The organism is Pseudogemmatithrix spongiicola (assembly GCF_030623445.1).
In the GTDB taxonomy this organism is placed as follows: domain Bacteria; phylum Gemmatimonadota; class Gemmatimonadetes; order Gemmatimonadales; family Gemmatimonadaceae; genus Pseudogemmatithrix; species Pseudogemmatithrix spongiicola.
This window is the reverse complement of the sequence record NZ_CP130613.1, coordinates 2,795,414-2,820,551: the sequence shown is the minus strand read 5'-3', so window position 1 is coordinate 2,820,551 and position 25,138 is coordinate 2,795,414. Positions and strand designations below refer to the sequence as shown.

Below are 25,138 nucleotides of genomic sequence, written 5' to 3'. Positions count from 1 at the left end.
GAGCATGCACTGGATCAACTGGCTCGTCGTCGTGGCGTACCTCGCGTGGGTCGTGGGCGATGGCATCCGGCGCTCGCGCGGCGCCACGAACCTCGAGGGGTACTTCCTCGCGGGGCGGTCGCTACCGTGGTGGGCGGTGGGACTTTCCGTGATGGCCACGCAGCTCTCGGCCATCACGCTCATCGGCACGACGGGCCAAGGCGCCACGGACGGGCTGCGTTTCGTGCAGTTCTACTTCGGCCTGCCGATCGCGATGGTCATCCTCGGCGTGACCATCGTCCCGTTCCTGATGAACGCCAGGGTCTATACCGCGTACGAGTATCTGGAGCGGCGCTTCAACCCCGCCACGCGGTCGCTGACCAGTTTCCTCTTCCTGCTCTCGCGCGGGATGTCCTGCGGCACGATCATCGCCGCACCGGCGGTGGTCTTCACCGCCGTGCTCGGCATCCCGCTGTGGATGTCCATCGGGCTCATCGGCATTCCGACGGTGCTCTACACGGTGATCGGCGGCGTGGGCGCAGTCACCTGGGCGGATGTCAAGCAGATGTTCGTCATCGTCGCGGCCGTCGCCGCCATGCTCGTCGTGATCGTCGTGCAGTTGCCGCTGCCCCTCGACGACGCCCTGCGGCTGGCCGGCGCGACGGGTCGCCTGACGACCTTCGATTTCTCGTTCAACCTGACGAACACCTACACGTTCTGGTCGGGCATCATCGGCGGCACCTTCCTCATGCTCTCGTACTTCGGGGCGGATCAATCCCAGGTGCAGCGGTACCTCGCCGCCAAGTCGGTGGATGAGGCGCGCAGTTCGCTGTTGATGAGTGCGTACTGGAAGATCCAGCTGCAGGCGATGATTCTCCTGCTGGGCGTCGGCATTTTCCTCTTCTACGTATTCAAGCCGATGCCGTTGCTGTTCAATCCGGTGCAGGACCGCGCGGCTCGCGCGGCGGCGCCGGGTGCGTTCGCGGCGCTCGATGCGCGCTATGCCGCCGTGACCGACGAGCGACGGCAGGCGGCGGATTCCCGCGATGCCGCTGCCTTCGCCGCGGCCGACCGTGCCGTCAATGCCGTGCGCACCGAGGCCCTCGCGACCGCGCAGGACGCACTCGGACAGCCCACCCGAGACGTCAACTACATCATCCCGCGCTTCGTCATCGATTACCTGCCGGTCGGCCTCGCCGGACTGTTCCTCGCCGCCATCCTGGCGGCGGCGATGTCGAGCATCGCCGCGGAGCTCAATTCGCTCGCCACGGCCACGACCGTCGATTTCTACCAACGCTGGGTCAATCCTGCCGCCACCGATCCGCAGTCGCTCAGGGTCGGCAAGCTCTCGACGATGTTCTGGGGACTGTTCGCCTGCATCGTCGCGACGCAGGCCGCGACCCTTGGCTCGCTCATCGAGGTCGTGAACCGCTTCGGATCCTTCTTCTACGGATCGATCCTCGGCGTGTTCCTGCTCGCCATGATCCCGCGGGCGCGGGGCGTCGGGGCCTTCGTCGGCCTGCTGGCGGGCATGTCGGTGGTCGCGGCCGTTGCGTTCGGCGCGCCGCAAGTCAGTTTCCTCTGGCATAATGTGATCGGGGCCGGCACCGTGGTGGTGGTCGGTCTCGTGCTCAGCTTGCGTCCGGCGCGCTGACGCCCGCCCATCCCCTCGGAGGCCCGATGCGACGCTTGCTCCACGCGCTCGCCATGTCCGTCGCTCTCGCGATCGGCGCGGACGCGCAACAGCCGCTCGCGGCGATCCCTGGCCGGCCGCTCGGCGACAGCACGGCCGCCGCCGCGCCGCTCGTCGTGCGCGGCGATACCGCCCTGTTCGTGCCGACGCGCTTCGGGGCCTTCACCGCGGCGCAGCGCGCCGAGGCCATCCAGGCGCGCCTGCGCGGCCTGACGCGCGTACGCCTCGACTCCCTTGGCATCGTCGTCGGCGACGACAACACGGACATCACCGCCGGCGACATCATCCTCATGACCGTCACGGAGGCCGACGCCAGCGCCGCCGGTGTGCCGCGCGACGTGCTCTCGGCGCAATTCCGCGATGCGCTGTGAGCGCAGGTGAGCAAGGTGTCGCTGGTCGAAACGATGCGCGTCATCGCCATCGGTGCGGCGCTCACGCTGGTCGCCACGCTGGTGCTGCTCCTGCTCCTGCGGCTCGTGCGGCGCGGTATCGCGCGCGGCGAGGCGGCGTTGGACGCGCGCAAGGATGGCGGGCTGCCGTCGCTGCGCATCAAGACCTTGGAGCTGCTCACCGCGGAACAGGTGGCCCAGGGCCTCGCCGCCGTCCTGCGCTTCCTGCGCGTCGCCGTCATCCTCGTCCTGCTGTACTTCTACCTCCCGCTGGTCCTCGGCTTCTTCCCCTGGACCGAGCCGTACGCGGACCGGCTGCTCGGCTACGTCCTCGATCCGCTCGGCCGCGTGGGCTGGGGCATCCTCGAGTACTTGCCGAACATCGCGTTCATCGCGGTCATCATCGTCGTCACGCGCTACGCGCTGGTGGTCGTGCGTGCGGTCTTCTCGGCCGTCGAGCGCGGGACGTTGACCTTCGGCGGCTTCGAGCCGGAGTGGGCCGAACCGACGTACAAGATCGCGCGCTTCCTCGTCATTGCGTTCGTGCTGGTCGTCATCTTCCCGTACCTGCCGGGCGCGCAGTCCGAGGCGTTCAAGGGCATCTCGCTCTTCCTCGGTTTGCTGGTGTCGCTGGGCTCGTCGTCGGCCATCTCCAACATCATCGCCGGCGTCGTGCTGACGTACACCCGGGCGTTCAGCGTCGGCGATCGCGTGCGGATCGGCGAATCGACCGGCGACGTGATCGCCAAGACGCTGCTCGTCACGCGCGTGCGGACGATCAAGAACGTTGACGTGACCATTCCCAATGCCATGGTCCTCAGCGCGCACGTGCTGAACTACACGGCGATGGCCCGCAGCGACGGTTTGGTCGTGCACACCAGCGTGACGATCGGCTACGACGTGCCATGGCGGCAGGTCCACGAGCTGCTGCTGAGTGCCGTCGCCAAGGTCCCCGCGCTGCTGCGCGACCCCAAGCCCTTCGTCCTGCAGACCGCGCTCGGCGATTTCTCCGTCGCCTACGAGGTGAACGCGCTCACGCGGGACTCCCACGCCTTGGCTGGCATCTATTCCGACCTCCACGCGGCGATCCAAGACGTCTTCAATGCGGCGGGCGTCGAGATCATGTCGCCCCAGTATCATGCCCTGCGCGACGGCAACACGGCGACGATCCCTGACGAGCATAAGCCCACGGGGTACGTCCCGCCGGCCTTCCGGGTCCAGCGCGGCGACGGCTGACCCGGCGGCTGGATGCCAATGCATCGGCCCCCGCATACGGCACGCATAGGCTGCATACCCTTGCGAATCCCTTCCGGCGTGCCGTCCCTCGCGTAGCATCAGGGCATATGACACAGGTGCGCATCATCGGCGTCCCGATGGACCTCGGCGCCTCACGCCGCGGCGTGGACATGGGTCCCTCCGCCGTTCGCTATACCGATCTTCGCGAGCGGCTCGTCAAGCTTGGCCATGACGTCGACGACGCGGGCAACGTGCCCGTTCCGCTGCGCGAGGACGCAGCCCGCGGCGCGCAACGCGGCGCGCGCTACCTCGGCGCAATCACCGATGTCTGCACGGCGGTCGCCGCGCAGACACGTGAGGCGCTGGCGTCGGGCCGGATGCCCGTCGTGCTTGGCGGTGACCATGCGCTGGCGGCTGGTTCCATCGCGGGCGCCGCGTCGCACCTCCGCGCCAAGGGCCAGCGCATCGGTGCCCTGTGGGTCGATGCGCACGGTGACCTCAACACGCCCGCGACGTCGAAGAGCGGGAACGTGCACGGCATGCCGCTCGCCGCGCTGCTCGGCTTCGGCGACAAGGCCATGGTCGAGCTGGCGGGCGCAGCGCCGGCGCTGCGCACGTCGGACCTCGCGCTGGTCGGCCTGCGCGACCTCGATGCGGCCGAGCGCACGCACATCAAGAAGTGGAAACTCTCGGCGTTCACCATGCGCGCCCTCGATGAGCGCGGTGTGCGGAGCGTGCTGGAGGAGGCCATCGCCGTCGCGACCAAGGACACCAGCGGCCTGTGGGTGTCCTTCGATATGGACGTCATCGACCCCGAGGAGGCGCCGGGCGTCGGCACCGCGGTGCCTGGCGGGATGACCTACCGCGAGGCGCACCTCGCCATGGAGATGATCGCCGACACGGGCAAGCTCGTCGGCCTCGACATGGTCGAGGTGAACCCCGTGCTCGACGAACGCAATCGCACCGCCGAGATCGCCTGCGAGCTCATCTGCTCGGCGCTCGGCAAGCGCATTCTCTGAGACGCCGATGCCCATCCGCTACACGCCGCCTGACTTCACGGCGCCCGCCCTCGCGAAGGCGCCGCCGGCACAGACCGCACGCGTCGAGCGCGACGGCGTGCTTCCCGACGGGTTCTTCGCGACCACCAACCTGCCGACCTATGTGAAGAACGCCGATGGCAGCTGGGTGCTGCCGCGCGAGCCGCGCATGGACGGCGTACTCGTGCGCGGAGAGGGCAACAGCTGGTGGGTGCGCGAGGGCCGTCGCGTGAAGGCCGGCGATGCGGTGGTGGTCGGCAGCGCCGAGGACGGGCGCGAGGGTGTGCTCGTGCATGCGCGCGGATTCGCCGGTGAGGCGGGGGCGGACGGCGACTTCCATTTCATGAGCAGTGCGGTGAGCCGCGAGAAGCCCATCGATTACACGCAGATCGCCCGCATGCTAGTCGAGGAGAAGCGGCGCGGCGGCTACGTGCTCTGGGTGACGGGGCCCGCGCTGGTGCACTCGCGGGCGCGCGACAACCTCGTGTGGTTCATCCGCAACGGGTATGTGCAGGCCCTGCTCGCCGGCAACGCGGTGGCGGTGCACGATATCGAAGCCGCGACCGTGGGCACGACGCTCGGCATGACGAGCGAAGGCGAACCCACCGCCGGCGGACACTCGGCCCACATGCGCGCCATCAACGCAGTGCGCCGGGCGGGCAGCATCGAGGCGGCGGTCGAGCACGGCACCATCACGGAAGGCATCATGCACGCCTGCGTGGTGGAAGGGGTGCCGTTCGTGCTGGGCGGCTCCATCCGCGACGATGGCCCGCTGCCAGGCGTCTACACGGATGCGGTGCAGGCGCAGGACGCGACGCGCCAGCACACCATCAAGGCGACGATGGCGGTGATGATCGCCACGGCGCTGCACTCGATCGCCGTCGGCAACATGCTGCCGGCGTACTATGAGGATGCGCAGGGCGGCCTGCAGGAACTGCCGACGATCTGCGTCGACGCCAGCGAGTTCCTGGTGAGCAAACTCAAGGACCGCGGCACGCACCAGGCGATCGGCGTGGTCACGAACGCGCAGGACTTCATGAGCATCCTGAGGGCGGCAGTGGAGAAGGCGGTTACAGACTGACTTTGGCCGCCGCCCACGCCTCGGCGTTGGTGCTGCGGACCTTCTCCGTGGTGGTCACCACGAGTTCGTCGCCTTCACGCCGGATCGCGTAGCGGTCCATGCCGCGCTCGGCCTTGCCCTGGATGCGCGCGCCGTTGGGCTCAAAGGTGCTCTCGTGCTTGGGGCAGAAGAAGCGGTTGTTGTTCGCTTGCCAGCGCACGTTCTCGCCGCGGTGCGGGCATTCGAGCACGAAGGCGATGGCCTCGCCGTTGAATCGCGCGATGATGAGGTTGTTGGCGCGGTCGATCGTCGCGCCGTCCGCGGTCGGCACGGGGTAGCGGAGCTCATTCCCGACGCGGCGGCCCGTCGCGAGCGTGCGTTCAAGCGCGGCCAGGCGTTCCGGCACGGCGCCCATCGCAATCAGCGCGCCGACCGCCATCAACCCGTGGCGCATGAAGTCACGGCGATCCTGCAGGGCGCAGGCGTCCAGCGTGGGTTCACAAGGCTCGTGCTCGTTTCCGTGCGACATCAGATGCCCCTCGGCGCGTGGTGATGGGGATGCTTCCGCATAATACCAACGACCCGGCGATCGGTTTCGTTTGTGCGGGTTCGCCGGACATGGTGCGAGCGGATAGACTTCGGACGTGTCCAAGCCCGCCGGTCGCGCCGCCCTCACGTTCATCTTCGTTTCGATCGTTCTCGACATCGTTGCATTCGGCATCGTCATTCCGGTTCTGCCGAAGCTCGTCGAGTCCTTCGTCAACAACGATTCCGCCACCGCGGCGCGCTGGGTCGGGCTGTTCGGGACCACGTGGGCGCTCATGCAGTTCCTCTGCGCGCCCATCCTGGGCGCACTCTCCGACCGCTACGGCCGGCGGCCGGTGCTGCTGATCTCCATCGCCGGACTCGGGCTCGACTACATCTTCATGGCCCTCGCGCCGACGCTGGGCTGGCTGTTCGTCGGGCGCATCATCTCCGGCATGACGGCGTCGGGCTTCGCAACGGCATCGGCGTACATCGCCGACGTGACCGAGCCGGAGAACCGCGCCGCGGCGTTCGGCATCGTGGGCGCGGCGTGGGGATTCGGCTTCATCGTCGGCCCGGCGCTCGGCGGCGTGCTCGGCGCGAGCGATCCTCGCCTGCCGTTCTGGGTGGCGGGCGGCCTCGCGCTCCTGAATGCGCTGTACGGTCTGTTCATCCTGCCGGAGTCGCTGCCGCCGGAGCGCCGCGCGGGATTCACCTGGGCGCGGGCGAATCCGATCGGCGCGCTGCAGTTCCTCCGCGCACATCGAGAACTGCTGCCGCTCGCCGGCACGAGTTTCCTCTACAACCTCGGCCACACCGTGTATCCCAGCGTCTTCGTGCTCTGGGCCGGTTACGTGCTGCAGTGGGGCGCCAAGGAAGTGGGCTTCGCGCTGGCCATCGTCGGCGTCGCGAACGTGGTGGTGCAGGGCGGCGTCGTGCGGCCGCTGGTGCGGAGGCTGGGCGCGCGGAAGGCGCTGGCCATCGGGGCGACGGCGGGAACGATCGGCTTCGCGCTCTATGGGCTCACGGATGTCGCATGGCTGTTCTGGGTGGCCGTGGTGGTCTACGCGCCGGCCGGCGTGTTCAACCCGTCCTTGATGGGCGTGATGTCGGCACGCGTCGGACCGAGTGGGCAGGGCCGACTGCAGGGCGCCACGAGTTCGCTCATGGGCATCGCCGGCATGATCGGGCCCGCGCTGTTCACGCTGGTCTTCGCGTGGTCCATTTCCGATGGAGCGGCACTGCATCTGCCCGGACTCGCCTTCTTGATTGCCGCGGCCCTGTTTGCCTTGGCCGGGATGCTGGGGCTGCGGGCCACGCGCGAAACGTCCTATTGACCCGCTGCGGCGCCGGACGGAAGCTAGGGGCGCCCGCATGACGCCACGCTTCGTGTTCCTCCCCGCAGTGCTGCTCGCGCCGCTGCTCTCGCTCTCCGCGCAGCCGCTCGACGTGCGCACACGCATGGCCCCGAACGCGCCGTGGATCGAGGCCACGTTGCACGAGGCCGCCGGCGACTCCTTCGATCTTCGCTTGAAGACGGGCGCGTTGACACTGCGCTCGACGAACGGGGGACTCACCGTACAGCGCAACAGTGGATTCACGCGGAAGCAGGGGGCGAAGGTCGGGGCCCTGATCGGCGGTGGCTTGTCCGCCTCCATGGTCCTCCTCGGCGGCAGCGATGCGCTGGTGGAGCCGGTGTCGTGGGCGCTCATCGGGGGCTATACCGCGTTCGGTGCGCTGCTCGGCGCCGCCTTGACGCAGCCCCGTTGGCAGACGCTCAGTCTGTCGACCTCCTGTCCCGCGTATCGCATCGCCGGAGGCTCACCGCTGACGGTCCGAACGGGGAGCGGACGCGAGCTGAGCGGCCGCGTCGTCGAGCATCGCCGGGACAGCCTCGCCCTCGCCACTGACGCCTCGGCCGAGGTGACGTGGATCCGCAGCGCAGGCATGAGCGTGCGCCTGCCGGTGCGAGACCGAAAGCTGGGCGCATTTCTCTGGGGTGCGGTCGGGGCTGCCGCCTTCGGCGCGCTGTACCTGGCCAGTCCGCCCGATCAGCGCGCGGGTGGTCTGGAGGGCACCTTCGCCGTCGGGCAATACGCGGCCATCATCGGTTTCGTCGTCGGCAAGAAGACCACGGTCTACGCCCCGCTGCCGCGCTGCTGACGGCGGCACGCGCCATCCGGGCACTGGCGCGCCGCACGGGAATGCCCCAAGCTCCACGGAAGCAGGTGCCGCTTCCCCTCGCCGGAGCTCCCCGTGGCATTCACCCCCGAAGCGCAGGCCATCTGGGACAAGGTTCCGGAAGAGACTCGTGCCAAGCTGCTCGACAGCGGCTTCTGCACGCGTTGCCTGGCGACGCGGCACTTCGACCTCACCGAAGCCGAGCTCCGCAACAAGGAACTCGCCCTCATCGGCAAGTGCGGAACCTGCGGGGCGCGCGTCGTGCGCCTCGTGCAACTCAACTGACCCGATGCGACTGCCCTCGCTCCTTCTCCTCTGCGCCCTGAGCACGGCCGCCCACGCGCAAGCGGCCAACACCCGCTGGCAGGACATCGGCAAGACCTCCAGCGGCAACACGGTCTACGTCGACGCACGCAGCGTGAAGGATTCCGTGGGCATGAAGGTCGCTCTCGTACGCACGGTGTACGCCGAGCCGGTGAGCACGCCGCAGGGCCCCATCACCGGGTCACGCGCGCGCGCGATGTTCGACTGCGCCAACCAGAAGGTGGCGGTGCTCGAGAACATCATCTACCACGACGAGCGCGCGAACCGCATCTACCGGCAGAGCGCGCCGCGGCAGCCGGGCTTCGGGCCGGCGCTGCAGAGCACGTTCGCGCACGTGGCCATGCAGCACCTCTGCGCGGCGCGGCGCTAACGTTGCCCGGTCACTCCTCCGGCCGCTTCAGGGCCGGATGCCGGTACGCGTAGAGCAGCGCGAGCAAGCCGAACTGGATCATCGTGCCCGGGGCAAGCGTCGGCGCATCGCCCTTGATGACGCTCATCCAGAACGCGGAGCCGCTGGTCGGCTCGTTGTATTCCTCGGCGTCCCGCTGCGCGTGCTCGAGGTTCTCCTCGCCGTGGAAGAACACGCCCATGCCGCCGGCAAGCACCATGAGCAGGCCCACGACCTGGAGCGCACGCACCGTCTTCGCGCCGCCACCGATCCAATGGGCGACCACCGCCACGATGGCCAGCGCACAGAGCACCAGCGGCGGCAGCTGCGTGAGTTCAGAGTAGTGCTCGAGCAGCACCAGCTCGCCGATGAGGCCCACGCAACCGAACACCAGCACCGCGAGCATGCCGCGGCGGATCAGGGGGAGCACGTCGGCGGTGGTCATGGCATCTCCGGGGGCTGGGGCAGGCGCGGGTACATCCTCTCCCATTGAACGTATATCGCCCGCGCCGCACTTTCACGGCATCCCCCTTCGCCGAGCCCGCCATGAGCCGCCCGCCTCGCCTCGATGACGCAACGATCGCCACCAAGCTGCGCGGACTGCCCGGCTGGTCCCGCCATGGCGAGACGATCACGCGCACCTTCGTGTTCGGCGGGTTTCCGCAGGCCGTGGAATTCGTCGACCGGCTCGTCGAACCAGCCGAGTCGCTGAGCCATCACCCGGACGTGGACCTGCGCTACAATCGCGTGATCGTCACGCTCTCCACGCACGACCAAGGCGGCCTCACCGACCTGGACTTCGCCTTGGCGGCGCTGATCGACGGCGCGGTGGGCGCGCGCTGAACCCTCGCGAAGCGCGCGACCCCGTCTGCCTGCGTTACGGCGTCAGCGGCCGTCCCTGGGCATCGAGTTGCCGCAGCGCCGCGCCGCCGTTGATCGATCGCACACGCACGGGCGTGGCGCCCGCACCAAGCACGCCGGTGATCGCCTTGTTGATGCCCTGCGAGCCGCCGGTCACGCCGGCGAAGTCGCTTTGCACCGTGCCGTTCGTCGCACGTACGTCCACCGTCGCGGAGGCATTCATCGGCAGGTAGGCCGCCACCTCGCCGTTCACCGTTTCCACCACGACTGAATCGGTGCCGGAGAGCGTCGTCATGCGCGCGTCGATGTTGCCGTTCACGGTCTTCGCGTTCACCGGCCCGACGCTCGTCACGATCGTCATCTGGCCGTTCACGCCCCGCGCCTTCACGGGGGCGGAAGACGCCGACACGATGGACCCGTCGATCATCACCAGTTCCAGCCGCACGCCGGTCGGTACCTGCACGCGGAAGTGCACCGTGGCTAGCGAACCGCCGCCCATGCCCAGGCGAACGCGGCCACGCCGGAACGACATGCCGGTGCCATCGCTGTTCACGTCGTAGTCGTCGGCGGTGCACTGTCCCTTGCCGACGATCGCGCAGACGTACACCCCGCCCGGCATGGTGTCGCTGCGGAACGACACATCGCGCGGCAGCGCGGAGTCACCGCGCCAGGCGAGGTCGGCCACCACCCGCAGCGTATCGTCGCTCGCCGGCTCGATGCTCAGCTGGCCCGACATGTTGCGCAGGGCCAGCGTCTGGCCCGCCCGCAGCGGGGCGCTGTACGAGAACACCTGCTCGCGCGACTGCCGCGGACCGGCATTGGCCTCGACATCGGCGTCGCAGCCAACGAGCGAGAGCGCGACAACCACGACCAGCGGGCGAAACGACATCGGCGGCTCCGGATGGGGAGAGACTCCCCAATCTACGGCGCCGCCGATGAACCGGTTTCCCGGAGGCCGCTAGCTCACTGCTTGATCAACCGGATGCCGCCGTTCACCGTGCGGGCGCGCAGCTCCGGTCCGCCGTTGCCCACCTTCGCCTCGATGCGCCGCGGGTTGATCTCGCCCGTGAACGTGATCGGGAAGTCGCTGGTCACCCGCCCGTTCGTCGTGCGCAGGCTCACGTCGGCGTTCGTGTTGGCCGGCAGTTCGATCTCGATGCTGCCGTTCACGGTGTTGTACTCCAGGTCGTCGGTGATCAGCCCACGCGCGCGGATCGACCCGTTCACCGTGCGCGCGCGCACGGGCCCGCCGCTCGATGCCGCCTCGACGTTGCCGTTCACCGTGTTCGCGTCCACGCGCCCGCGCAACTCCGCCACCTCGACGCTGCCGTTCACGGTGTTCGCGTCCACGTTGGCGTAGGCCGGCACTCGCACCACGAAGTGCACCGAGACGTCGTTATTGCGGTTCCACTCGCGATCGCCGCCGTTGATGCCGCCCTCGCTGCAGCTATCGTTGCGCCGCCACATCGCGCAGATCACCACGTTGCCGTTCGAGAGCTGCCGCGCCTCGATGCGCACATCGTCCGGATCGCCGCGGCGCCAGCGCTTCTCGGCCTCCACCTCGACGCGATCGCCGCTGCCGCTCTCGAAGCGCACGCTGCCGTTCACATTGTGCAGGTTCACCGTCCGGCCTTCGGCGAGCGTCCCGTCCCAGCGCCAGGTCGTGCTCTCCTGTGCCGCGGCCGGGGCCGCAAGCATCGCCAGCGGCACCACGGCCGTCGCCGTCCAACGCGTCATCGTGTGCATCTTGCTCACTCCCGGTCGCCCGCCGCGCCGCCGCGACGGATGGTGATGTTGCCGCTGAATGCCCCGGCCGTGACGCGCGCGCCACCGCTGCCGAGCGTGAACTCCATCCGCCGCCCGCGTCCGGTGGCCTGCCCCGGCTGCAGGGTGAGCGGGAAATCGCTGTTGATGCGCCCGCTGAACGTCTCCAGCTCCAGCGTTGCCCCCACGTTCGCCGGCAGGGTCATCGTGACGCTCCCGGAGTGCGTGTTCATCCTGTACGAGCCGTTCGCGTCCAGGTTTCCCTCGTAGCTGATCGTGCCGCTTACGGCCTCGGCCCGCAGGCCGCTCAGGCGGCTGCGGCGGATGCGGATCGACCCGCTCACGGTCTCGGCCGTCACGTCGCCCTGCGCCTCGTCGAGGTCGATGTCCGCGCTGACGCCCTCGATGCTCATGCGGCCCTGCACGTCGCGCAGGTCGAGCGTGCCGCTCACGGTCTCGGCGTCGAGCCGCTCCCGTGCGCCGCGCACGTCCACGCGGCCGCTCACCGACTTCGCGACCACCTCCGCCATCGTGGCGCGCACTTCCACGAGGCCGCTCACCGTGGTGGCGCTGACGCGGGTGCCGACCGGGACCTGGACTTCGATGTAGGCCGCGCTTTGCCGGTTGTTCACCGAGCGCGTACGCAGCGCGACGCGCATCGGCGAGGCGGAGAGCTCGAAGCGGCCGCGGTCGATCGTCGCCGTGATGCGGACGTCGCGCCGGTCGCTGCCCGTCACGCGGATCTCGCCGGAGACGTTCCCGAGCTCGACGTGGCCGCCGCGCGAGAGGGTAAGGGTCGTGTCCACGCGGGCGCCGTTGTCCTGTGCGGCGGCCGCGAGGGGAAGGGCGCCGGCGAGCAGCAGGGCGCGGAATTGCAGGGTGATGGTCATGGTCAGAGTCCGGCGGGCAGCTGGGCCGCCCCGCGCAGTAGGGTCAGCTTGCTGGTGTAGGCGCGCGTGAACTGCTGCGCCAGGAACTTGGAGGCCGGGTCCGCATCCAACGCGGACCGGGCTTCGGTGATGGCCGCATCGATCACGGCGAGATTGCGCTCGAGCACTTCGATGGTCTGGGGGTCCAGCTCGCCGCGGCGTTCGCTGACGATGGTCTGCAGCGTGGCGATCTCGCGGTCCATCTGCGTGACGCTGGCCGAGAACGCGGCACGGTGGATCTCCGTGGCGTCGGGGCCCACCGCCTCGGCGGCGCCCGCCGATTCCGCGAGCGTCGCCGCCGGCAGCGATTCCCCGGCGCCGCGGGTGGCGAGGCGCCAGGTGACGCCCGAGCTCACGGCCACGAGCAGCGAGGCCGCGATGGCGAGGCGGAAGCCCTGCCTCCGATGAAACGGCAGCGCCCGCGGCGCCGAGGCCGTCGTGATGCGTGCCTCGATCCCGCTCCAGAGATCGCGCGAGGGCGTGAGCAGCGGCAACTGCGCCGCTTCGGCGCCGATGGCCTCGAGTTCAGTCCAGAGCGTCTGGCACTCCGCGCACTCGGCGCGGTGCCGTTCGTTCTCGACGTCGTGTTCGCGAAAGTGCGTCATCGGGTCAACATCCTCCTGAGCAGCATGCGGGCGCGGTGCAGTTGGGCTTTGCATCCCCCGGCGGTGACGCCGAGCATCGTGCCGATCTCTTCGTGGGTATAGCCTTCGACATCGTGGAGCACGAAGACCTTCCGGGCGCCGGCCGGGAGCGCGGCGATGGCCGCCTCGAGGTCCAGCGAGAGGCCGGGGACGGGCAGCGGGCGGACGTCCGCCGTGCTGATCGCATCCATGTCCTCGATCCCGTCGTCGTGCTTGCTGCGGCGGCGCCCTTCGGCCTCTCGGTCGTTGAGCACCACGTTCACGGCCAGCCGGTGCAGCCAGGTGGAAAACGCGGATTGCCCGCGGAACGTCCCCAGCTTCTCCCAGCAGCGTACGAACACGTCCTGCGTGAGCTCCTCGGCCTTGGCGCGGTCGCCCACCATCCGGCAGCAGATCGAGAAGACTCGGTCCACATGCGTCCGGTAGATCCGTTCGAACGCGCGGCGGTCGCCGGAGGCGGCGAGCGCGACGTCGTCGGCGGGGCCGGACGGTTGGCTGGGGGCGGTGGGAAGCGTCAGGGGCAAGGTCATTCGGCGCCGTGTATCGTACGCCGGATTGGATGGGGCGGGGGTGCGAAAGGTTTGAAGCTGCTGGATATTGTCCGTGACACCGCCCCCCGCCGCCAGCCGTACGGGGGGCAGACCCCAAAGGAGTCCGAGCAGTGATGCCCACCGCGCAGCAAGCCGCGCCACAAGCCGCGCCGCAGGCCGGCCAGCCGGCCCCGCCTCCCATTCCGCCGCTTCCCGGCCAACCGGGCGCGACGCCGAGGGATGGTTCGAGCGCACTCCCCGACGCGAATGCCGATGCCGAGCGGGCCATTCGCAATGCCATCGAGGCGGCGCAGAACGCGGTGCAGACGGCGGGTCAGACCGCGCCGCCGTCCGTCGTCCAGGTGAGCCCCGATATCCCGCCCGAGGTCGTGCCGATCATCGGGATCGTGTTCGGGAGCGTCGCGCTGATGGTCATCGTGACGCCGATCGTGCGGGGCATCATGCGCATGATCGAGCGCCGGCAGGACAAGGCGCTGGTGCACGGGCCGGCGGTGGCGCAGCAGTTGGCACAGCTGCAGCAGAGCATCGACACGCTGGCCATCGAGGTGGAGCGGATCAGCGAGTCGCAGCGCTTTCAATCGAAGGTGCTGGCGGAGCGGGAGCGGCCGGCAATCGGCGGCGGAGAATCAGCAGGGCGCTGATGCGCTCGGTGGCGGGGCGTGCGAGAACCGGGCGCTCCTCGATGAGCTGCTCGAGTCGGTCGAGGCACTCGTCGACGCGCGTTTGCCGCAATGCTGAGCGCACATCGGCCTCGGCTCCCGCTCCCCTGGCCGAGGACAGCCCGGCCTGAAGTCGGCGAGCGCGTGCGACTGCGGCGCTGCGTTGTGCCAGCGGTGCCGCCTGAATCCACCGGTCGAGCCGCTGCGCGACCCGCCGCAGAAGCGGGGTGGGGAGCGTGTCGACGTCACGCACCACCTGCCGGGAGGCGACTTGGCGCCGCCACGCGGACACCACTTGGCGCGCGACGCGCAGATCCTGGCCCCGCAGCTGCAGCGGATGCCCGCAACCGACCACGAGCCGGTGTGCGGTTGCCGCGCGAGGACTCACCTGCCATCGGCCCTCGCGGTGCACGGCAGCGAGGAGACGGCTTGGCTGTGCTGATCCAGCGCTAAGCACGATGAGCATCCCGTCGTGCTGTCCTTCCGCTGCGGCGACCACTGGCCCTGCTGGGGATTCCACGTCCTCGGGGTCGGCATGCCAGCGCTCCACGGCGTCGCGCAGCGCGGTCGTTGCCGTCGTGTGCGCCAATGAGCGCCGTCGGGCCTCCCGTTTGCGGCGCAGGCGTTCGGTGAGGTCGAGCAGCGCCGCGGCTCCCGCCGGCATGGCGAACCGCAGCACGTGGACGGTGTCGCGCTGACCGTCACGCGCGACGCGGCCGACGCGCTGTTCGAACCGCGCTGGCGTCCACGCGGGGTCGCCGTGGATGAGCGTCGCGCAGCCCTGGAGCTCGACACCCTCGGCGAGGATATCGGTCGCGAGCAGGAGCCGGATGCCGCGCGGGTCGTCGGGGCGCCATGGCGGCTGGCGCGGGCCAAGCGCGCGGAGCACTTCGTCGCGCGTCCAGCGGCCGGCGGCAGCATGCACGCGTGTCCCGATGATGGCGACGACACCGGGGAGATTCCGCAGCTGCGCGTAGAGCGCCCGGACTGTTTCGGCATGCCGTGCCAGCAGCACCACGCGACGGGGGGCCTCGCAATCCAGCAGCCGGCGAATCGCGTCCGCGCGCGCGGCAGCGTCCGATTCGAGCATCGGCGCGACGCAGGCACGCATCGCGTGTACCGCGTCGAGGTGCCGCGCGAGCGTCGCCGCGGCCTCGGGCGGCGGGGTGCGGGGGAGCTCCGAAGGGTCCAGGAGCAGCGCGAGTTGCGTCGCGTCGTCGCCGATGATCCAGTCACGCAGTGCGTCGCGCGTGGGCCAACGCCCCTCGCGCAGCGTATCGGCCATTGCCATGCCACGTTGGATCCGGCGCCGAAGCGCTGCATCCAGGGCTGCGAGGCTGGAGCTCCACGCCATCGCCAACGTGATGCGCACGAGCGCGACAGCGCTGCTGCCATCGGCCACCGGCAATGGCGGCGGGAGACAGGCCAGACGCTCAGTGAGGCCCGGGACATCGGCATCGCCGAGCAGTGAAGGAAGCTCGCGCACGGCGACGGACGCCTCGGGCCGTCCGGCGCGACGCAGGATCACGCGCTCGAGGAGCTGCGGCGTGCGCGGTCGCGAGCCGAGGAAGAGCGAGAGCAGCGCATCGCGATCGGCGGGGCGATTGACCACGGGCGTCGCCGAGAGCAGCAGGAGATGGCGGCCGCGAGCCAATCGCGCGAGCGCCGCGTAGCGCACGCTGCGCGGGTTGCGGAAGTGATGCGCTTCGTCGACGATGATCAGCGGCGCCGCTTGCACGCGGCGACTCCGACTCAGGGTCTCGTGGCTTTCAAGTCGAACGGCAACACCCGCATCGCGGGCCGCGCGCCGCCACTGCTCGCGCACGGCGGCCGGCGTAAGCACCAGCACCTCGTCGTAGCCTGCGGCAACGGCGAGGGCGAGGACGGTCTTGCCGCTGCCGGCCGCGTCTGCCACGAGCGCCCCTGCGTGCCCGCGCAACGCATGGCGGATCGCCGTCACGCTCTCTTGCTGCGCAGGGCGCAAGGTGAAGCGGCCGAGCGCGGGTGCCGCGGGGGTGGCGAGCACCGCGGCGGCGATGCGCGCGCGCACCGCGTCAAGCGCCGTCAGAGTTGATGCCACGAGAGCAGCGCCGCGACGGCGCTGTGTTCCACCGCATAGGCCTCGAGTACCCGCTCCGTCATCGTCCACACATCGGGCACCATGCCCTCCGACGCCTCGCGCCCGAGGGGTGCGAGCAGGCGCACGGCGCGCGTCCAGTCGCGGGGGATGGGAAGGCGCGCACAGGTCCAGCCGAGGAACCGTCGGTATCCGCCGCGCGCGGGCTCTGCGAGTGCCGAGAGCCACGCGGTGCCCACGGACGAGTTGAGCAGCACCGCCAGCGTGTGTGCGTCGTCATCGGACGGCGCGCGGACCACGTAGCAGGTGTTGAGCGGCACCGTCATATCACCGCGCGGCAGCACGAGGGCGCGGGGACTGCGCCCGATATCGCCCCACACCACGCGCGCACGGTCCGTGCGTGCCGCGTCGGTCCGGAACAGCGCCCACCACGGGCCGCCGCGCCCATCGCTGCGTTGCTCCAGCTGACGCCGCCAGCGCGAGAGCCGCCGATGCGCCTCGGCCGGCAGATCGCTCAACGGCTTGCCGCGCGCGTCGTGCGTCCACAGGATCGCCGCATCGCGCGCACTCGCCGCGGGACGCCACGGTGCGAGATGCTCGCCACGCAGCAGCGGGCGGACGAGATGCGGTTCGACGTCCTTCACCGAACCGTCACCGCGATCGAGCACGAACGCTTCGTTGCAGCCGCACTTCACGCCGAGCTGCGGGCGCGCGAGTGGCGAGCGCGCCAACGGGATGCCCGCCGCGCCGAGCGCGTCGAAGGCGTCCCGCACGTCCGGAGGCAGCAGCAGCCATGGCGCACCCGGCGTGTCGTCGAGCGCCAAGCGTTCGCGATGCATGGTCCACGGCAGCGGCAAGTCGCGCCGATGCGCGACGACTCGCAGCTGAGGCGGCACATCGCTCGGCGACTGCCGCCGCGCCACGAACGCGGAGGGATACACGACGGCGTCGAAGCCCGCGGAGGAATCCTGCCACTCCTCGAGCAGCAACGGTGGGGCCTGCATCTGTAGCAACGCACGGAGTCCACCACCCGCGAGCGATCCCCAGAGCTTCGCGGGAAGCAGCAGGGCGATCGCCCCCTCCCGCTGCGTCAGGCGAACGGCCCGCTCAGTGAACAGCGCCGCGAGGTCCACTTGTGACGCGAATCCCTTGCCGGCTGCCGCGTCCGCCGCACCCGCGTCCCACGCCGCACTCCGGAACACCGCGAACCGCTCCCGCAGCGAGGCGCGTTGCTCCGCCGCGATGCCGTGCGTGCGTACCCACGGGGGATTCCCCAGCGTCAGCGAGAAGCCGCCAGCGGCCGCGACGTCGGGAAAGTACGTGACGAAGCTGAACGGCAAGGCCGCACCGCCGCGCAGGGACTCGACGTTCCGCCGCGACCGCCGGATGGCCGTGCGGAGTTCGTCGAGCCGCTGCTGCGTGGCGCGCTCGACGCCGCGCCGCGCGCGGAACAGGTCGGGGGCGCGGGCGGCAAGCAGCAGCTCGCGGCGGATGCCCTGCAGCCGTGCGCCGCGCGCCACCTCGGCGGCGATGGCCCGCTCCCGCTCTGCACGCTGCAGCGCCTGGCCCAGGGTGCGCTTGCGGATGCCGACGGCACGGGTGTAACGCAGTCGCTGCGCCGTGAGCCCCGGAGACGCCGGAAGGAACGCGTCATCGAATCCGTTCCCCGCCAGCGCGTCGCCCTCGCGGATGTTCTGGTCGAGGTTCGGAAGCGGTGGCAGGCGCAGCGGGTCGTCCTCCGGTTCCTCGACGACCACCGACAGCCAGAGTCGCAGCTGACAGAGCCAGACGGCGGTCGGATCGATATCGACGCCGAAGATGCTGCGCGTGAGCACGTCGCGTCGGCGGGTACCGAGGGGGAGCGCGTCGGCGCAGCGCTGATGCAGTCCCGCAAGCTCCTCGAGTGCATAGACCAGGAACGCGCCCGACCCGCAGGCGGGATCGAGGACGGTGAATCCCGCGAGGGCTTGCTGCAGGCGCAGCTGTGCCTTGCGCGTGGGGCGCGCGCCGTCCCAGAGGCTCCAGAGCTGCTCGGCCGGAACCCCGCGCGCCTCGAATGCAGCCGCGAGGCCTTCGCGGGTGAGTTGCGTGATCAGCGCCGGTGGTGTGTAGAACGCGCCACGGGTGCGGCGCAGGGCGCCCTGCATGAGCGACTCGAAGGCGCGCCCGAGCATCTCGGGGTCGACGGCGGCCTCGCTCCACGTGTCGCGGGATTCCCGCGGGGTGAGTCGATACCGCGACAGCAAGCCACCGATGACTGCATCGAGCGACTCGTCGGTGAAACGCAGGTCGGCGTGGCGCCGCTCGATCGCGCTGCGCGTGAACAGTCCGCCATTGAGGAACGGGACGCGCCCGAACGCCCGCGCCGCCGCCGCGCGATTGCGCCACGGCGTGTTCAGCGTGCCGAACCAGAGTGGGTCGAGGAAGCGCCGATGCGCGGAGGTGCCGCCGCGCGCGCGTTCGGCGAAATGCCGCCGCAGGAACTCGCGGTCACCGTCGAGCCAACCGCGCGCCTCAAGGAACGCGACGAACAGCAGCCGCGACGCGTGTAGCAGGGCGATGGTCCGCCGCGCGTCGGCATTGGCGTTGCCCTGCGCGTGACGGGCCATCGTCGTGACCTGCTGCTCGAGTTCGAGATAGAACCGTCGGGTGAGCGCGGCGCGGCCGAGCGTCTCGCGCCAGCGCAGGTGGACGAGGAGGTCTGGACCCTCGCGACTGCCCACGAGGGCCGCCAACGTCTCGGCGTCGCTCTCGCGCGGCGCGTGCGGGTCGATGACGCAGAGCGGGACTGCCTCGCGCGGCTCCGGTGGTGCGGCGGCGATGACGATCTCGGACGTCGCTTCGAAGCACGCGAGCACCAGCCAGCAACGTTCGGGTGCCTCGCGCGTGATTGCCCGACAGTAGGCGCTCGTGCGCGCTGCCGCGTCGCCGCCCTGCCGAACCCGAACCAGCAACGCCCGCAGGCCGTCTTCTCGCGGCGCGACCCACGCCCGGGGCGCGTCCTCACCGAGCGAGAGGCGTGCCAAGGTCCGGCGGTCAATCGGAATCGGAGCGCCGAAGCCCAGGAGCTGGCTCAGCTGGGCCAGCGCACGCGGATCGGCAAGCGCGCTGAGCGCGGCGGTAGCATCGCGGGTTGAGAACACGTCCGGAGATTCGCCCGCCTCGCGCGTGTCACCGGAATCAAATCCTTGCCGACCTCACGACTGCATCGCATACTGGTGGCCCGGAGGCCATACCAATGAAGCGATTCGCCCTCGCACTCGTCGTTTCCGTCTCGGCCGCCGCCTGCGGCGGCGGCGCACCGCCAGCCACCACGCCGAGCACCGCCGGCACCGCCGCCGTGCAGTCGTCGGACCAGGACTGGGAGCCCTGTCCCGTTCCCGTCCCGCCGAACACCGGCGACTGGAAGCTCGTCGAGATCACCAACATCACGTTCTGCGTGCCCAGCGGCTGGCAGGTCTCGGCGACGCAGGCCCGCGCCACCGGCAATCGCCTCAGCTGGGGTTCCACGACGCAGCGCGTGCAGGTCGTCGTCTCCGGGATGCCACCCGGCCAGATGTCCGGGTCGTCCATCGCGAATGCGGGTGCGAGCTCAGCCGGCACCACCATGGCCCGTCGCATCACCGAGAACGTGATGGTCGGCGGGCAGATGGGTGCGATGTGGTACGAGGAAGGGACGGGCCGCGTCGCCACCGGCATCTCCTTCACGCGGCCGACCTTTTCGATGGCTGGCGAGGCGTCCGGCAAGGCCAACGTCGAGCTGCAGCTCGCGATCTACCGCACCATCCGCTTCATCGACTAGCCAAGCGCGTGACGAGCGGCATCAGCTCGTCGAAGCTCGCGATGAACGCATCGGGGGTCGTGGGCTCGAGCTGGGCTCGGGTGTACGGCCCCCACAGCGCGGCCACCGTGTAGACGCCGGCGGCACGCCCCGCATGCATGTCGTGCGTACTGTCGCCCACGAACATCGCCCGCTCGCGCGGCATCTGCAGACGCTCCAGCGCATGCCACACGGGCTCGGGTTCCGGCTTGTGCTTGGCCGTGTGATCGATGCCCACCACCGCCGCGAAGCACTCCTCGATCTGCGCGAACTTGAGCGCGCGCCTCGCTCCGACCTCGAGCTTGCTCGTCACCACCGCTAGCGGATGGCCCGCCGCGTGCAGCGCCCGCACCGTCTCCACCATGCCGGGATACAGCTTGAGCATCTCGTCGTGCTTGGCCAGTTGATGCTCGCGGTAGCGCGCCCGCAGCGCTTCCACGTCCGCCGGCCCTTCGGCCCAGCGCGCCAGCATCGCGTCCAGCGGCGTCCCGATCAGCGGCAGCCACTCCGCCACGCTCGGCCGTCGCTCGCGCCCCTCGAACGAGTACTCCATACTCGCCACGAGCAACTCGATCGAATCCACCAACGTGCCGTCCAAGTCGAACAGCACCGCCACCCGCCTTTCGCTCACGTCGCCCTCCGCGACACATAGCCCCGTCCCTTCCACTCCACCTTGCTGCCGCGCCACGCCGCCTCGGCGCAGATCCAACTGAACGTCACGGCGGCCAGTGGATACAACAGCGCCCACAGCGGATTCAACCGCGAGAATCCGTACACCCCCGCATAGAAGAGCAGCGTGGCCGGCGCGGCGATCGCGCCGAAGACCAGCGCGCCCGGGCCCCATACGCCGGCGAGGCCGAGCGTGAGGCACAGCAGCGGCAGCACCGGCATCAGCGCCGGCAACGGGAAGATCCACGGGAAGATCCGTCCGGTCACGGCATTCAGCGGCATGGTATCACGCCCGGCTGCATAGACGTTCTTGCCCCAGCCGCGTCGGATCTCGGCCAGCGAGGTGTACATGCGTGTCTGCAGCTCGTCGCGGGCGAGCAGCATGTGGGCCTGCAGTCCGCGCGCCGTCGCCAACTGCGCCAGCCGCAGGTCCTCGGCCACGTGGTCCTTCACCGCGTCGTGGCCGCCGATGGCGTCGTATGCGCCGCGCGACATCAGGATGAACTGGCCGTTGGCGATCTTGTCCAGCGGCTTGCTGGAGCGGCTCATCGCCTCGAGCCCGCCGTAGCGCGAGAGCAGGATGCTGAACACGAACGGCTGGATGACCTTCTCCCAGAACGTCAGCGCCTGCTGATGGCCCGCCACGGTGAACAGGTCGGCGCCGCGCTGACGCATCGCGCCGACGCTCAAGCTGAGCAGCCGCGGGGCGTGCCGCGTGTCGGCATCGGTGAAGCAGAGCAGCGTGCCCGACGCGGCGCGCGCGCCGGTGTGGCAGGCCCATTGCTTGCCGAACCATCCGGCGGGCAGGTCGGGCGCCGCCACTACGCGCAGGCGCGTATCCTCGGCGGCGAGGCGCCGCGCGATCTCACCCGTGCCGTCGGTGGAGTGGTCGTCGACGACGATGACCTCGAGGCGCGGATAGTCGCTGGTGAGCACGCTGCGCACGCAGGCCTCGATGTTCCGCGATTCGTTCCGCGCCGGGATCACCACCGAGAGCGGTGGCGCATCACCGCGCGAGACCGGGGTGTACGCCGAGAGTCGTTTGCTGTCGAGGAAGCGCAGCACGACGGTCACCAGGAGCGTGACCCAGAGCGCGCCCAGCGTCGCCGCGAGCCAATGGTCGGCGATCACGGTCCCGTCAGGCTGCGGTGGCGCCGACGGCGCGGTCGCCGCCGCCTTCGCCGCGCGCGAGCACCGTCGCCGCCGCCATGTGGCCGGTCACGTTCGTCGTCGTGCGGAACATGTCGGGGATCGTATCCACGCCGAGCAGGATCCCGATGCCTTCGATGGGAATCCCCGCCGACATGAGCACGGGAATCATCACGAGGATGCTGCCACCCGGCACGCCGGGCACGGAGAACGACGTGATGACGCTGGTGACGGCGATCGTCGCGAGCTGCGCCGTCCCGAGATCCACGCCGTACAGCTTGGCGATGAACAGCACGCCGACGGTCTGGCCGATGCCGGCGCCGGCGCGGAACATCGATGCCGCCAGGGGAATGAAGAAGCTGCCGATGGTCGGCGGCAGCTTCAACGTGTCACGCACGCTGTCGAGCATCGCCGGCAGCGCGGCCAGCGACGAGCGCGAGCTGAAGGCGATGCCCTGTGCCGGGAGTGCCGCCTCGGCGAAGCGCCGCAGCGGCACCTTGCCGAGCAGCACGGCCGCCGGGTAAAGCACGAAGGCCATGAAGCCGAGGCAGATGCTGCTCACCACGCTGATGTAGACCACGAGCGCACCGGCGGCCGCGAGCCCGAGCTTGGCGGCCAACGGCACGGCCAACGCGAACACGCCGATCGGCGCCAGCGCGAGGATCGCGCGCACGAGGACCAGCGACGCGTCCTGGATTCCTTCGAACACCCGCAGCACCGCCGCGCGGCGCTCCTCGCGCACACGGGTCAGCGCGGCGGCGAAGCAGACGCTGAACAGGATCAACGGCAGCATTGCGCCGTCGGCTGCGGCCTTGATGGGATTCACCGGCACCAAGCCGACGATCCACTCGCCAAGCGTCGGCACGCTGGCACCGCCCGCGACGTCGCTCGAGGCGGTGGCGCGCATCGCCTCGACCGTCGCGGCGTCGAAGGAGAAGGCCCCGAGCAGCCACGAGCCGAACACCACGCCCACCGCACTCGCGGCGGCGAGCACGACCACGAAGGTCACCAGCGACCGCGCGCCGAGCCGGCCCACCGCCTGCGGGCTCGGGGCCGACCCCACGCCGACGATCAGCGTCGCCGTCACCAGCGGGATGACCGTCATGCGGATCGCGTTGATGAACAGCGTACCGATGGGCCCAAGCGTGGACAGCACCGTCGCGGCGGAGGCCGAGTCGGAGCCGGAGAGTCCCAGGCCGAGTCCGAGGCCGGCGAGCAGGGCGAGCAGCACCTGGAGCGTGAGCGACATGCGGGAAAGATACGCCTGACCGCGTCCCCGGCGATTCGGTAGATTCCCCGCATGGCCTACAAGACCGCTACCGACCTCATCAACGAGGCGAAGTCCCGCATCCGTGAAGTCACGGCTGCCGACGTCGCCAAGACGCTGGGCCAGCCCGGCGCCCCGGTGCTCCTCGACGTGCGCGAGCCCAACGAGACGAACCTCGGCCGGATTCCCGGCGCGATCGTCATCCCGCGCGGCACGATGGAGAGCAAGATCGAGCCGCTGATCCCGCGGGACGCGAACCTCGTGATATACTGCGCGGGCGGCAACCGCTCCGCGCTCGCCGCCGACACCCTGCAGCAGATGGGCTACAGCAACGTCGCCTCGATGGCGGGTGGCTGGGGTGCCTGGGTCGCCGCCGGCGGACCTGTCGAAGGCTGAGATGATGGGCGCGGAGCTCGCGCCGCAGTTCGCGCGGCTGCAGCGTGCCCTCGCGGCGCGCCCGGCCGCGCTCGCCGAGCGCGACGAGCCGTTCAAGGAAGCGGCCGTCGCGCTCGTGTTGCGTCCGGCCGCGGACGAACTCGAGTTGCTCTTGATGCGTCGCGCGGCGCGTGAAGGCGACCCGTGGAGCGGGCAGATCGGACTGCCGGGCGGCCGCTGGGATGCGACGGATCCGTCGCTCGAGCATACGGCGCTGCGCGAGACCTTCGAGGAGGTCGGCATCGACCTGCGCGTGCACGGGCAGGTGCTCGGCCAGCTCGACGAGCTGCGTCCGCGCACGCCGGTGCTGCCGCCGATCATCGTGCGGCCGTTCGTGTGCGCGCTGCATGCCGACGTGCGCATCGTGCCGAATCACGAAGTGGCGGAGCTGCGCTGGGTGCGCTTGGGCGAGCTGTTCCACCCCGAGACGCGCGTGCGCACCAGCGTGCGGGTGCGCGACCTGCAGATGAAGGTCGAGGCGTATCAGCTCGGGGACTTCACGGTGTGGGGGATGACGGAGCGCATCCTTGCGACGTTCGAGGGGATCTGGCGATGAAGGGCGCTGCGTGGCGTGCGCTGGCCGTCACGATTGCCGCGACGGCCGTGGCGATGCTCGTGGACCGCACGGTGTTCGAGTTGTTCAATGCGCCGAAGGTCTACGACAAGGATCTCGGTCGGCTCTTGCGCATCATCGGATTCGCCGGGACTTGGCTGGCCCTCGCGCTCGCCGTGGGATTCCAGCACGACGGCAGTGCCGTGGCGCGCGTCGTCGCCAGGCGCCGCGGCTGGTTGCTGTTCTGGAGTCCGATGCTCGCCGGCGCGTTGGCGGAGCTGCTGAAGATCGTGGTGCGCCGAGAGCGTCCGGCGTTGAACGACGGCGGCTATGGATTCCGGCCCTGGGACGAGCGGACCTGGAGTGGCGCCGGCCTCGCGTTCCCGAGCTCGCATGCGGCGGTCGCGTTCGGCGGCGCGTTCATGCTGGCGCGCCTGTTTCCGCGGGCGAAGTGGGTGGGCATCGTGCTGGCGGTGGGCTGCGGGATCACGCGCATCGTGGCGCGGGCGCATTTCGTCAGCGATGTGGTCTTCGCCGCCGGACTCGGGTGGCTCGTCAGTTGGTTCCTGTGGCGCCGCTGGGCGCCGGTTACGGAACCGGCGACGCCACCATCCGCGCAATAACCTCGATCAGCCGGTAGCGGTAGCTCGAGCCGTCCTGCGGCGGGTTCTGGATGCGGATGCGCTCCACGCGGATCAACTGGCGCACACCGGGCTTGAACTCGAAGCCTTCGATCTCATCGTAGAACAACCGCTCGCTCTCCTCGCCGCGCATGCGCACCAGGAGGCAGGTCTCGGGTTGGTCGAAGATGCCGGTACAGGCGACGCGCGCTTCCATGACCGTGAACTCGACGATGTCCTTGACGCCAAGGAGGTCGGCGCAGGCGGAGAGGGTCAGGGCCGAGACGGCCACGAGCAGTCGGAGGGGGCGCATCGCAGCATAACGTAC

28 protein-coding genes are annotated in these 25,138 nt (G+C 70.1%); 15 read left to right on the top strand and 13 right to left on the bottom strand.

Going from position 1 to position 25,138, the window contains the following annotated elements; translation table 11 throughout:
* The first annotated feature begins 4 nt into the window (after positions 1 to 4).
* The 5 genes from Strain318_RS12930 to Strain318_RS12910 all read left to right on the top strand — a co-directional run bounded on the left by Strain318_RS12930 (position 5) and on the right by Strain318_RS12910 (position 5,415).
* Positions 5 to 1,633, top strand: coding sequence for a sodium:solute symporter family protein (locus Strain318_RS12930; protein WP_367886113.1), 1,629 nt, complete (start codon positions 5 to 7; stop codon positions 1,631 to 1,633).
* Between the two features lie 26 nt (positions 1,634 to 1,659).
* Complete coding sequence (locus Strain318_RS12925) at positions 1,660 to 2,043, top strand: hypothetical protein (RefSeq protein ID WP_367886112.1); 384 nt, start codon at positions 1,660 to 1,662, stop codon at positions 2,041 to 2,043.
* Positions 2,044 to 2,049: 6 nt separating this feature from the next.
* On the top strand, positions 2,050 to 3,297 hold the full coding sequence (locus Strain318_RS12920) for a mechanosensitive ion channel family protein (protein ID WP_367886111.1): 1,248 nt from the start codon (positions 2,050 to 2,052) through the stop codon (positions 3,295 to 3,297).
* A gap of 107 nt (positions 3,298 to 3,404) precedes the next feature.
* A complete protein-coding gene (gene rocF / locus Strain318_RS12915; RefSeq protein WP_367886110.1) occupies positions 3,405 to 4,316 on the top strand; it encodes an arginase in 912 nt (303 codons plus the stop codon).
* Positions 4,317 to 4,323: 7 nt separating this feature from the next.
* Positions 4,324 to 5,415 (top strand): putative NPN-dependent ornithine cyclodeaminase, encoded by a 1,092-nt coding sequence (locus Strain318_RS12910; protein WP_367887959.1) that lies wholly within the window; start codon positions 4,324 to 4,326, stop codon positions 5,413 to 5,415.
* Here the strand turns inward: Strain318_RS12910 and Strain318_RS12905 are convergent.
* A complete protein-coding gene (locus tag Strain318_RS12905; RefSeq protein ID WP_367886108.1) occupies positions 5,405 to 5,923 on the bottom strand; it encodes a QcrA and Rieske domain-containing protein in 519 nt (172 codons plus the stop codon). The genes Strain318_RS12910 and Strain318_RS12905 overlap by 11 nt on opposite strands.
* Before the next feature lie 115 nt (positions 5,924 to 6,038).
* On the opposite strand from Strain318_RS12905, the gene Strain318_RS12900 reads away from it, so the two are divergent.
* The 4 genes from Strain318_RS12900 to Strain318_RS12885 all read left to right on the top strand — a co-directional run bounded on the left by Strain318_RS12900 (position 6,039) and on the right by Strain318_RS12885 (position 8,794).
* Positions 6,039 to 7,256 (top strand): TCR/Tet family MFS transporter, encoded by a 1,218-nt coding sequence (locus Strain318_RS12900; RefSeq protein WP_367886107.1) that lies wholly within the window; start codon positions 6,039 to 6,041, stop codon positions 7,254 to 7,256.
* A gap of 37 nt (positions 7,257 to 7,293) precedes the next feature.
* Positions 7,294 to 8,082: a hypothetical protein gene (locus tag Strain318_RS12895; protein ID WP_367886106.1), complete on the top strand. Its 789-nt coding sequence runs from the start codon at positions 7,294 to 7,296 to the stop codon at positions 8,080 to 8,082.
* Positions 8,083 to 8,175: 93 nt separating this feature from the next.
* The gene (locus tag Strain318_RS12890; RefSeq protein WP_367886105.1) at positions 8,176 to 8,385 is read left to right on the top strand and encodes a hypothetical protein; all 210 of its coding nucleotides are present in this window, start codon (positions 8,176 to 8,178) and stop codon (positions 8,383 to 8,385) included.
* 4 nt (positions 8,386 to 8,389) lie between these two features.
* The gene (locus Strain318_RS12885; RefSeq protein WP_367886104.1) at positions 8,390 to 8,794 is read left to right on the top strand and encodes a surface-adhesin E family protein; all 405 of its coding nucleotides are present in this window, start codon (positions 8,390 to 8,392) and stop codon (positions 8,792 to 8,794) included.
* Between the two features lie 10 nt (positions 8,795 to 8,804).
* On the opposite strand, the gene Strain318_RS12880 is transcribed toward Strain318_RS12885, so the two are convergent.
* On the bottom strand, positions 8,805 to 9,257 hold the full coding sequence (locus Strain318_RS12880; RefSeq protein ID WP_367886103.1) for a hypothetical protein: 453 nt from the start codon (positions 9,255 to 9,257) through the stop codon (positions 8,805 to 8,807).
* Positions 9,258 to 9,358: 101 nt separating this feature from the next.
* On the opposite strand from Strain318_RS12880, the gene Strain318_RS12875 reads away from it, so the two are divergent.
* A complete protein-coding gene (locus Strain318_RS12875) occupies positions 9,359 to 9,655 on the top strand; it encodes a 4a-hydroxytetrahydrobiopterin dehydratase (RefSeq protein WP_367886102.1) in 297 nt (98 codons plus the stop codon).
* 34 nt (positions 9,656 to 9,689) lie between these two features.
* Here the strand turns inward: Strain318_RS12875 and Strain318_RS12870 are convergent, their stop codons facing one another.
* From Strain318_RS12870 to Strain318_RS12850, 5 genes are all read right to left on the bottom strand, one after another.
* Positions 9,690 to 10,562 carry a DUF4097 family beta strand repeat-containing protein gene (locus Strain318_RS12870; RefSeq protein ID WP_367886101.1) on the bottom strand — a complete coding sequence of 291 codons (873 nt, stop codon included), beginning with the start codon at positions 10,560 to 10,562 and terminating at the stop codon, positions 9,690 to 9,692.
* A 74-nt stretch (positions 10,563 to 10,636) separates the two neighbouring features.
* Positions 10,637 to 11,410, bottom strand: a complete 774-nt coding sequence (locus Strain318_RS12865; RefSeq protein WP_367887958.1) for a DUF4097 family beta strand repeat-containing protein — start codon at positions 11,408 to 11,410, stop codon at positions 10,637 to 10,639.
* A 14-nt stretch (positions 11,411 to 11,424) separates the two neighbouring features.
* Positions 11,425 to 12,327: a DUF4097 family beta strand repeat-containing protein gene (locus tag Strain318_RS12860; RefSeq protein WP_367886099.1), complete on the bottom strand. Its 903-nt coding sequence runs from the start codon at positions 12,325 to 12,327 to the stop codon at positions 11,425 to 11,427.
* Positions 12,328 to 12,329: 2 nt separating this feature from the next.
* On the bottom strand, positions 12,330 to 12,971 hold the full coding sequence (locus Strain318_RS12855) for a hypothetical protein (protein ID WP_367886098.1): 642 nt from the start codon (positions 12,969 to 12,971) through the stop codon (positions 12,330 to 12,332).
* On the bottom strand, positions 12,968 to 13,540 hold the full coding sequence (locus Strain318_RS12850; RefSeq protein WP_367886097.1) for an RNA polymerase sigma factor: 573 nt from the start codon (positions 13,538 to 13,540) through the stop codon (positions 12,968 to 12,970). Before Strain318_RS12850 ends, Strain318_RS12855 begins: the two co-directional genes overlap by 4 nt.
* Positions 13,541 to 13,674: 134 nt before the next feature.
* Here Strain318_RS12850 and Strain318_RS12845 point away from each other — a divergent pair, with 134 nt between their 5' ends.
* Positions 13,675 to 14,202 carry a hypothetical protein gene (locus tag Strain318_RS12845; RefSeq protein WP_367886096.1) on the top strand — a complete coding sequence of 176 codons (528 nt, stop codon included), beginning with the start codon at positions 13,675 to 13,677 and terminating at the stop codon, positions 14,200 to 14,202.
* On the opposite strand, the gene Strain318_RS12840 is transcribed toward Strain318_RS12845, so the two are convergent.
* Together Strain318_RS12840 and Strain318_RS12835 are read right to left on the bottom strand one after the other, a co-directional pair.
* Positions 14,117 to 16,270 (bottom strand): DEAD/DEAH box helicase family protein, encoded by a 2,154-nt coding sequence (locus tag Strain318_RS12840; RefSeq protein ID WP_367887957.1) that lies wholly within the window; start codon positions 16,268 to 16,270, stop codon positions 14,117 to 14,119. The two genes, Strain318_RS12845 and Strain318_RS12840, sit on opposite strands and share 86 nt — an antisense overlap.
* Positions 16,271 to 16,284: 14 nt before the next feature.
* The gene (locus tag Strain318_RS12835; protein WP_367886094.1) at positions 16,285 to 19,440 is read right to left on the bottom strand and encodes an Eco57I restriction-modification methylase domain-containing protein; all 3,156 of its coding nucleotides are present in this window, start codon (positions 19,438 to 19,440) and stop codon (positions 16,285 to 16,287) included.
* A gap of 95 nt (positions 19,441 to 19,535) precedes the next feature.
* On the opposite strand from Strain318_RS12835, the gene Strain318_RS12830 reads away from it, so the two are divergent.
* A complete protein-coding gene (locus Strain318_RS12830) occupies positions 19,536 to 20,099 on the top strand; it encodes a hypothetical protein (RefSeq protein WP_367886093.1) in 564 nt (187 codons plus the stop codon).
* On the opposite strand, the gene Strain318_RS12825 is transcribed toward Strain318_RS12830, so the two are convergent.
* From Strain318_RS12825 to Strain318_RS12815, 3 genes are read right to left on the bottom strand one after another with little or no spacing between them, the layout of a single operon-like run.
* Positions 20,089 to 20,748 carry an HAD family hydrolase gene (locus Strain318_RS12825; RefSeq protein ID WP_367886092.1) on the bottom strand — a complete coding sequence of 220 codons (660 nt, stop codon included), beginning with the start codon at positions 20,746 to 20,748 and terminating at the stop codon, positions 20,089 to 20,091. The genes Strain318_RS12830 and Strain318_RS12825 overlap by 11 nt on opposite strands.
* Complete coding sequence (locus tag Strain318_RS12820) at positions 20,745 to 21,917, bottom strand: glycosyltransferase (RefSeq protein ID WP_367886091.1); 1,173 nt, start codon at positions 21,915 to 21,917, stop codon at positions 20,745 to 20,747. Before Strain318_RS12820 ends, Strain318_RS12825 begins: the two co-directional genes overlap by 4 nt.
* A gap of 7 nt (positions 21,918 to 21,924) precedes the next feature.
* Positions 21,925 to 23,184, bottom strand: coding sequence for a dicarboxylate/amino acid:cation symporter (locus tag Strain318_RS12815; protein WP_367886090.1), 1,260 nt, complete (start codon positions 23,182 to 23,184; stop codon positions 21,925 to 21,927).
* Between the two features lie 51 nt (positions 23,185 to 23,235).
* On the opposite strand from Strain318_RS12815, the gene Strain318_RS12810 reads away from it, so the two are divergent.
* From Strain318_RS12810 to Strain318_RS12800, 3 genes are read left to right on the top strand one after another with little or no spacing between them, the layout of a single operon-like run.
* Positions 23,236 to 23,598: a rhodanese-like domain-containing protein gene (locus Strain318_RS12810; RefSeq protein ID WP_367886089.1), complete on the top strand. Its 363-nt coding sequence runs from the start codon at positions 23,236 to 23,238 to the stop codon at positions 23,596 to 23,598.
* A complete protein-coding gene (locus Strain318_RS12805; RefSeq protein ID WP_367886088.1) occupies positions 23,561 to 24,193 on the top strand; it encodes an NUDIX hydrolase in 633 nt (210 codons plus the stop codon). The genes Strain318_RS12810 and Strain318_RS12805 overlap by 38 nt, the downstream gene beginning before the upstream one ends.
* On the top strand, positions 24,190 to 24,813 hold the full coding sequence (locus Strain318_RS12800) for a phosphatase PAP2 family protein (RefSeq protein WP_367886087.1): 624 nt from the start codon (positions 24,190 to 24,192) through the stop codon (positions 24,811 to 24,813). Before Strain318_RS12805 ends, Strain318_RS12800 begins: the two co-directional genes overlap by 4 nt.
* On the opposite strand, the gene Strain318_RS12795 is transcribed toward Strain318_RS12800, so the two are convergent.
* Positions 24,779 to 25,123: a DUF4377 domain-containing protein gene (locus Strain318_RS12795; RefSeq protein ID WP_367886086.1), complete on the bottom strand. Its 345-nt coding sequence runs from the start codon at positions 25,121 to 25,123 to the stop codon at positions 24,779 to 24,781. The two genes, Strain318_RS12800 and Strain318_RS12795, sit on opposite strands and share 35 nt — an antisense overlap.
* Positions 25,124 to 25,138: the final 15 nt, after the last annotated feature.

Coding starts and splice junctions, on each gene's coding strand:
- Strain318_RS12860 (WP_367886099.1), bottom strand. CDS start 12,327: ATGACCATCACCCTGCAATTCCGCGCCCTGCTGCTCGCCGGCGCCCTT.
- Strain318_RS12910 (WP_367887959.1), top strand. CDS start 4,324: ATGCCCATCCGCTACACGCCGCCTGACTTCACGGCGCCCGCCCTCGCG.
- Strain318_RS12895 (WP_367886106.1), top strand. CDS start 7,294: ATGACGCCACGCTTCGTGTTCCTCCCCGCAGTGCTGCTCGCGCCGCTG.
- Strain318_RS12810 (WP_367886089.1), top strand. CDS start 23,236: ATGGCCTACAAGACCGCTACCGACCTCATCAACGAGGCGAAGTCCCGC.
- rocF (WP_367886110.1), top strand. CDS start 3,405: ATGACACAGGTGCGCATCATCGGCGTCCCGATGGACCTCGGCGCCTCA.
- Strain318_RS12815 (WP_367886090.1), bottom strand. CDS start 23,184: ATGTCGCTCACGCTCCAGGTGCTGCTCGCCCTGCTCGCCGGCCTCGGA.
- Strain318_RS12795 (WP_367886086.1), bottom strand. CDS start 25,123: ATGCGCCCCCTCCGACTGCTCGTGGCCGTCTCGGCCCTGACCCTCTCC.
- Strain318_RS12880 (WP_367886103.1), bottom strand. CDS start 9,257: ATGACCACCGCCGACGTGCTCCCCCTGATCCGCCGCGGCATGCTCGCG.
- Strain318_RS12855 (WP_367886098.1), bottom strand. CDS start 12,971: ATGACGCACTTTCGCGAACACGACGTCGAGAACGAACGGCACCGCGCC.
- Strain318_RS12850 (WP_367886097.1), bottom strand. CDS start 13,540: ATGACCTTGCCCCTGACGCTTCCCACCGCCCCCAGCCAACCGTCCGGC.
- Strain318_RS12865 (WP_367887958.1), bottom strand. CDS start 11,410: ATGACGCGTTGGACGGCGACGGCCGTGGTGCCGCTGGCGATGCTTGCG.
- Strain318_RS12845 (WP_367886096.1), top strand. CDS start 13,675: ATGCCCACCGCGCAGCAAGCCGCGCCACAAGCCGCGCCGCAGGCCGGC.
- Strain318_RS12870 (WP_367886101.1), bottom strand. CDS start 10,562: ATGTCGTTTCGCCCGCTGGTCGTGGTTGTCGCGCTCTCGCTCGTTGGC.
- Strain318_RS12905 (WP_367886108.1), bottom strand. CDS start 5,923: ATGTCGCACGGAAACGAGCACGAGCCTTGTGAACCCACGCTGGACGCC.
- Strain318_RS12875 (WP_367886102.1), top strand. CDS start 9,359: ATGAGCCGCCCGCCTCGCCTCGATGACGCAACGATCGCCACCAAGCTG.
- Strain318_RS12930 (WP_367886113.1), top strand. CDS start 5: ATGCACTGGATCAACTGGCTCGTCGTCGTGGCGTACCTCGCGTGGGTC.
- Strain318_RS12925 (WP_367886112.1), top strand. CDS start 1,660: ATGCGACGCTTGCTCCACGCGCTCGCCATGTCCGTCGCTCTCGCGATC.
- Strain318_RS12885 (WP_367886104.1), top strand. CDS start 8,390: ATGCGACTGCCCTCGCTCCTTCTCCTCTGCGCCCTGAGCACGGCCGCC.
- Strain318_RS12800 (WP_367886087.1), top strand. CDS start 24,190: ATGAAGGGCGCTGCGTGGCGTGCGCTGGCCGTCACGATTGCCGCGACG.
- Strain318_RS12830 (WP_367886093.1), top strand. CDS start 19,536: ATGAAGCGATTCGCCCTCGCACTCGTCGTTTCCGTCTCGGCCGCCGCC.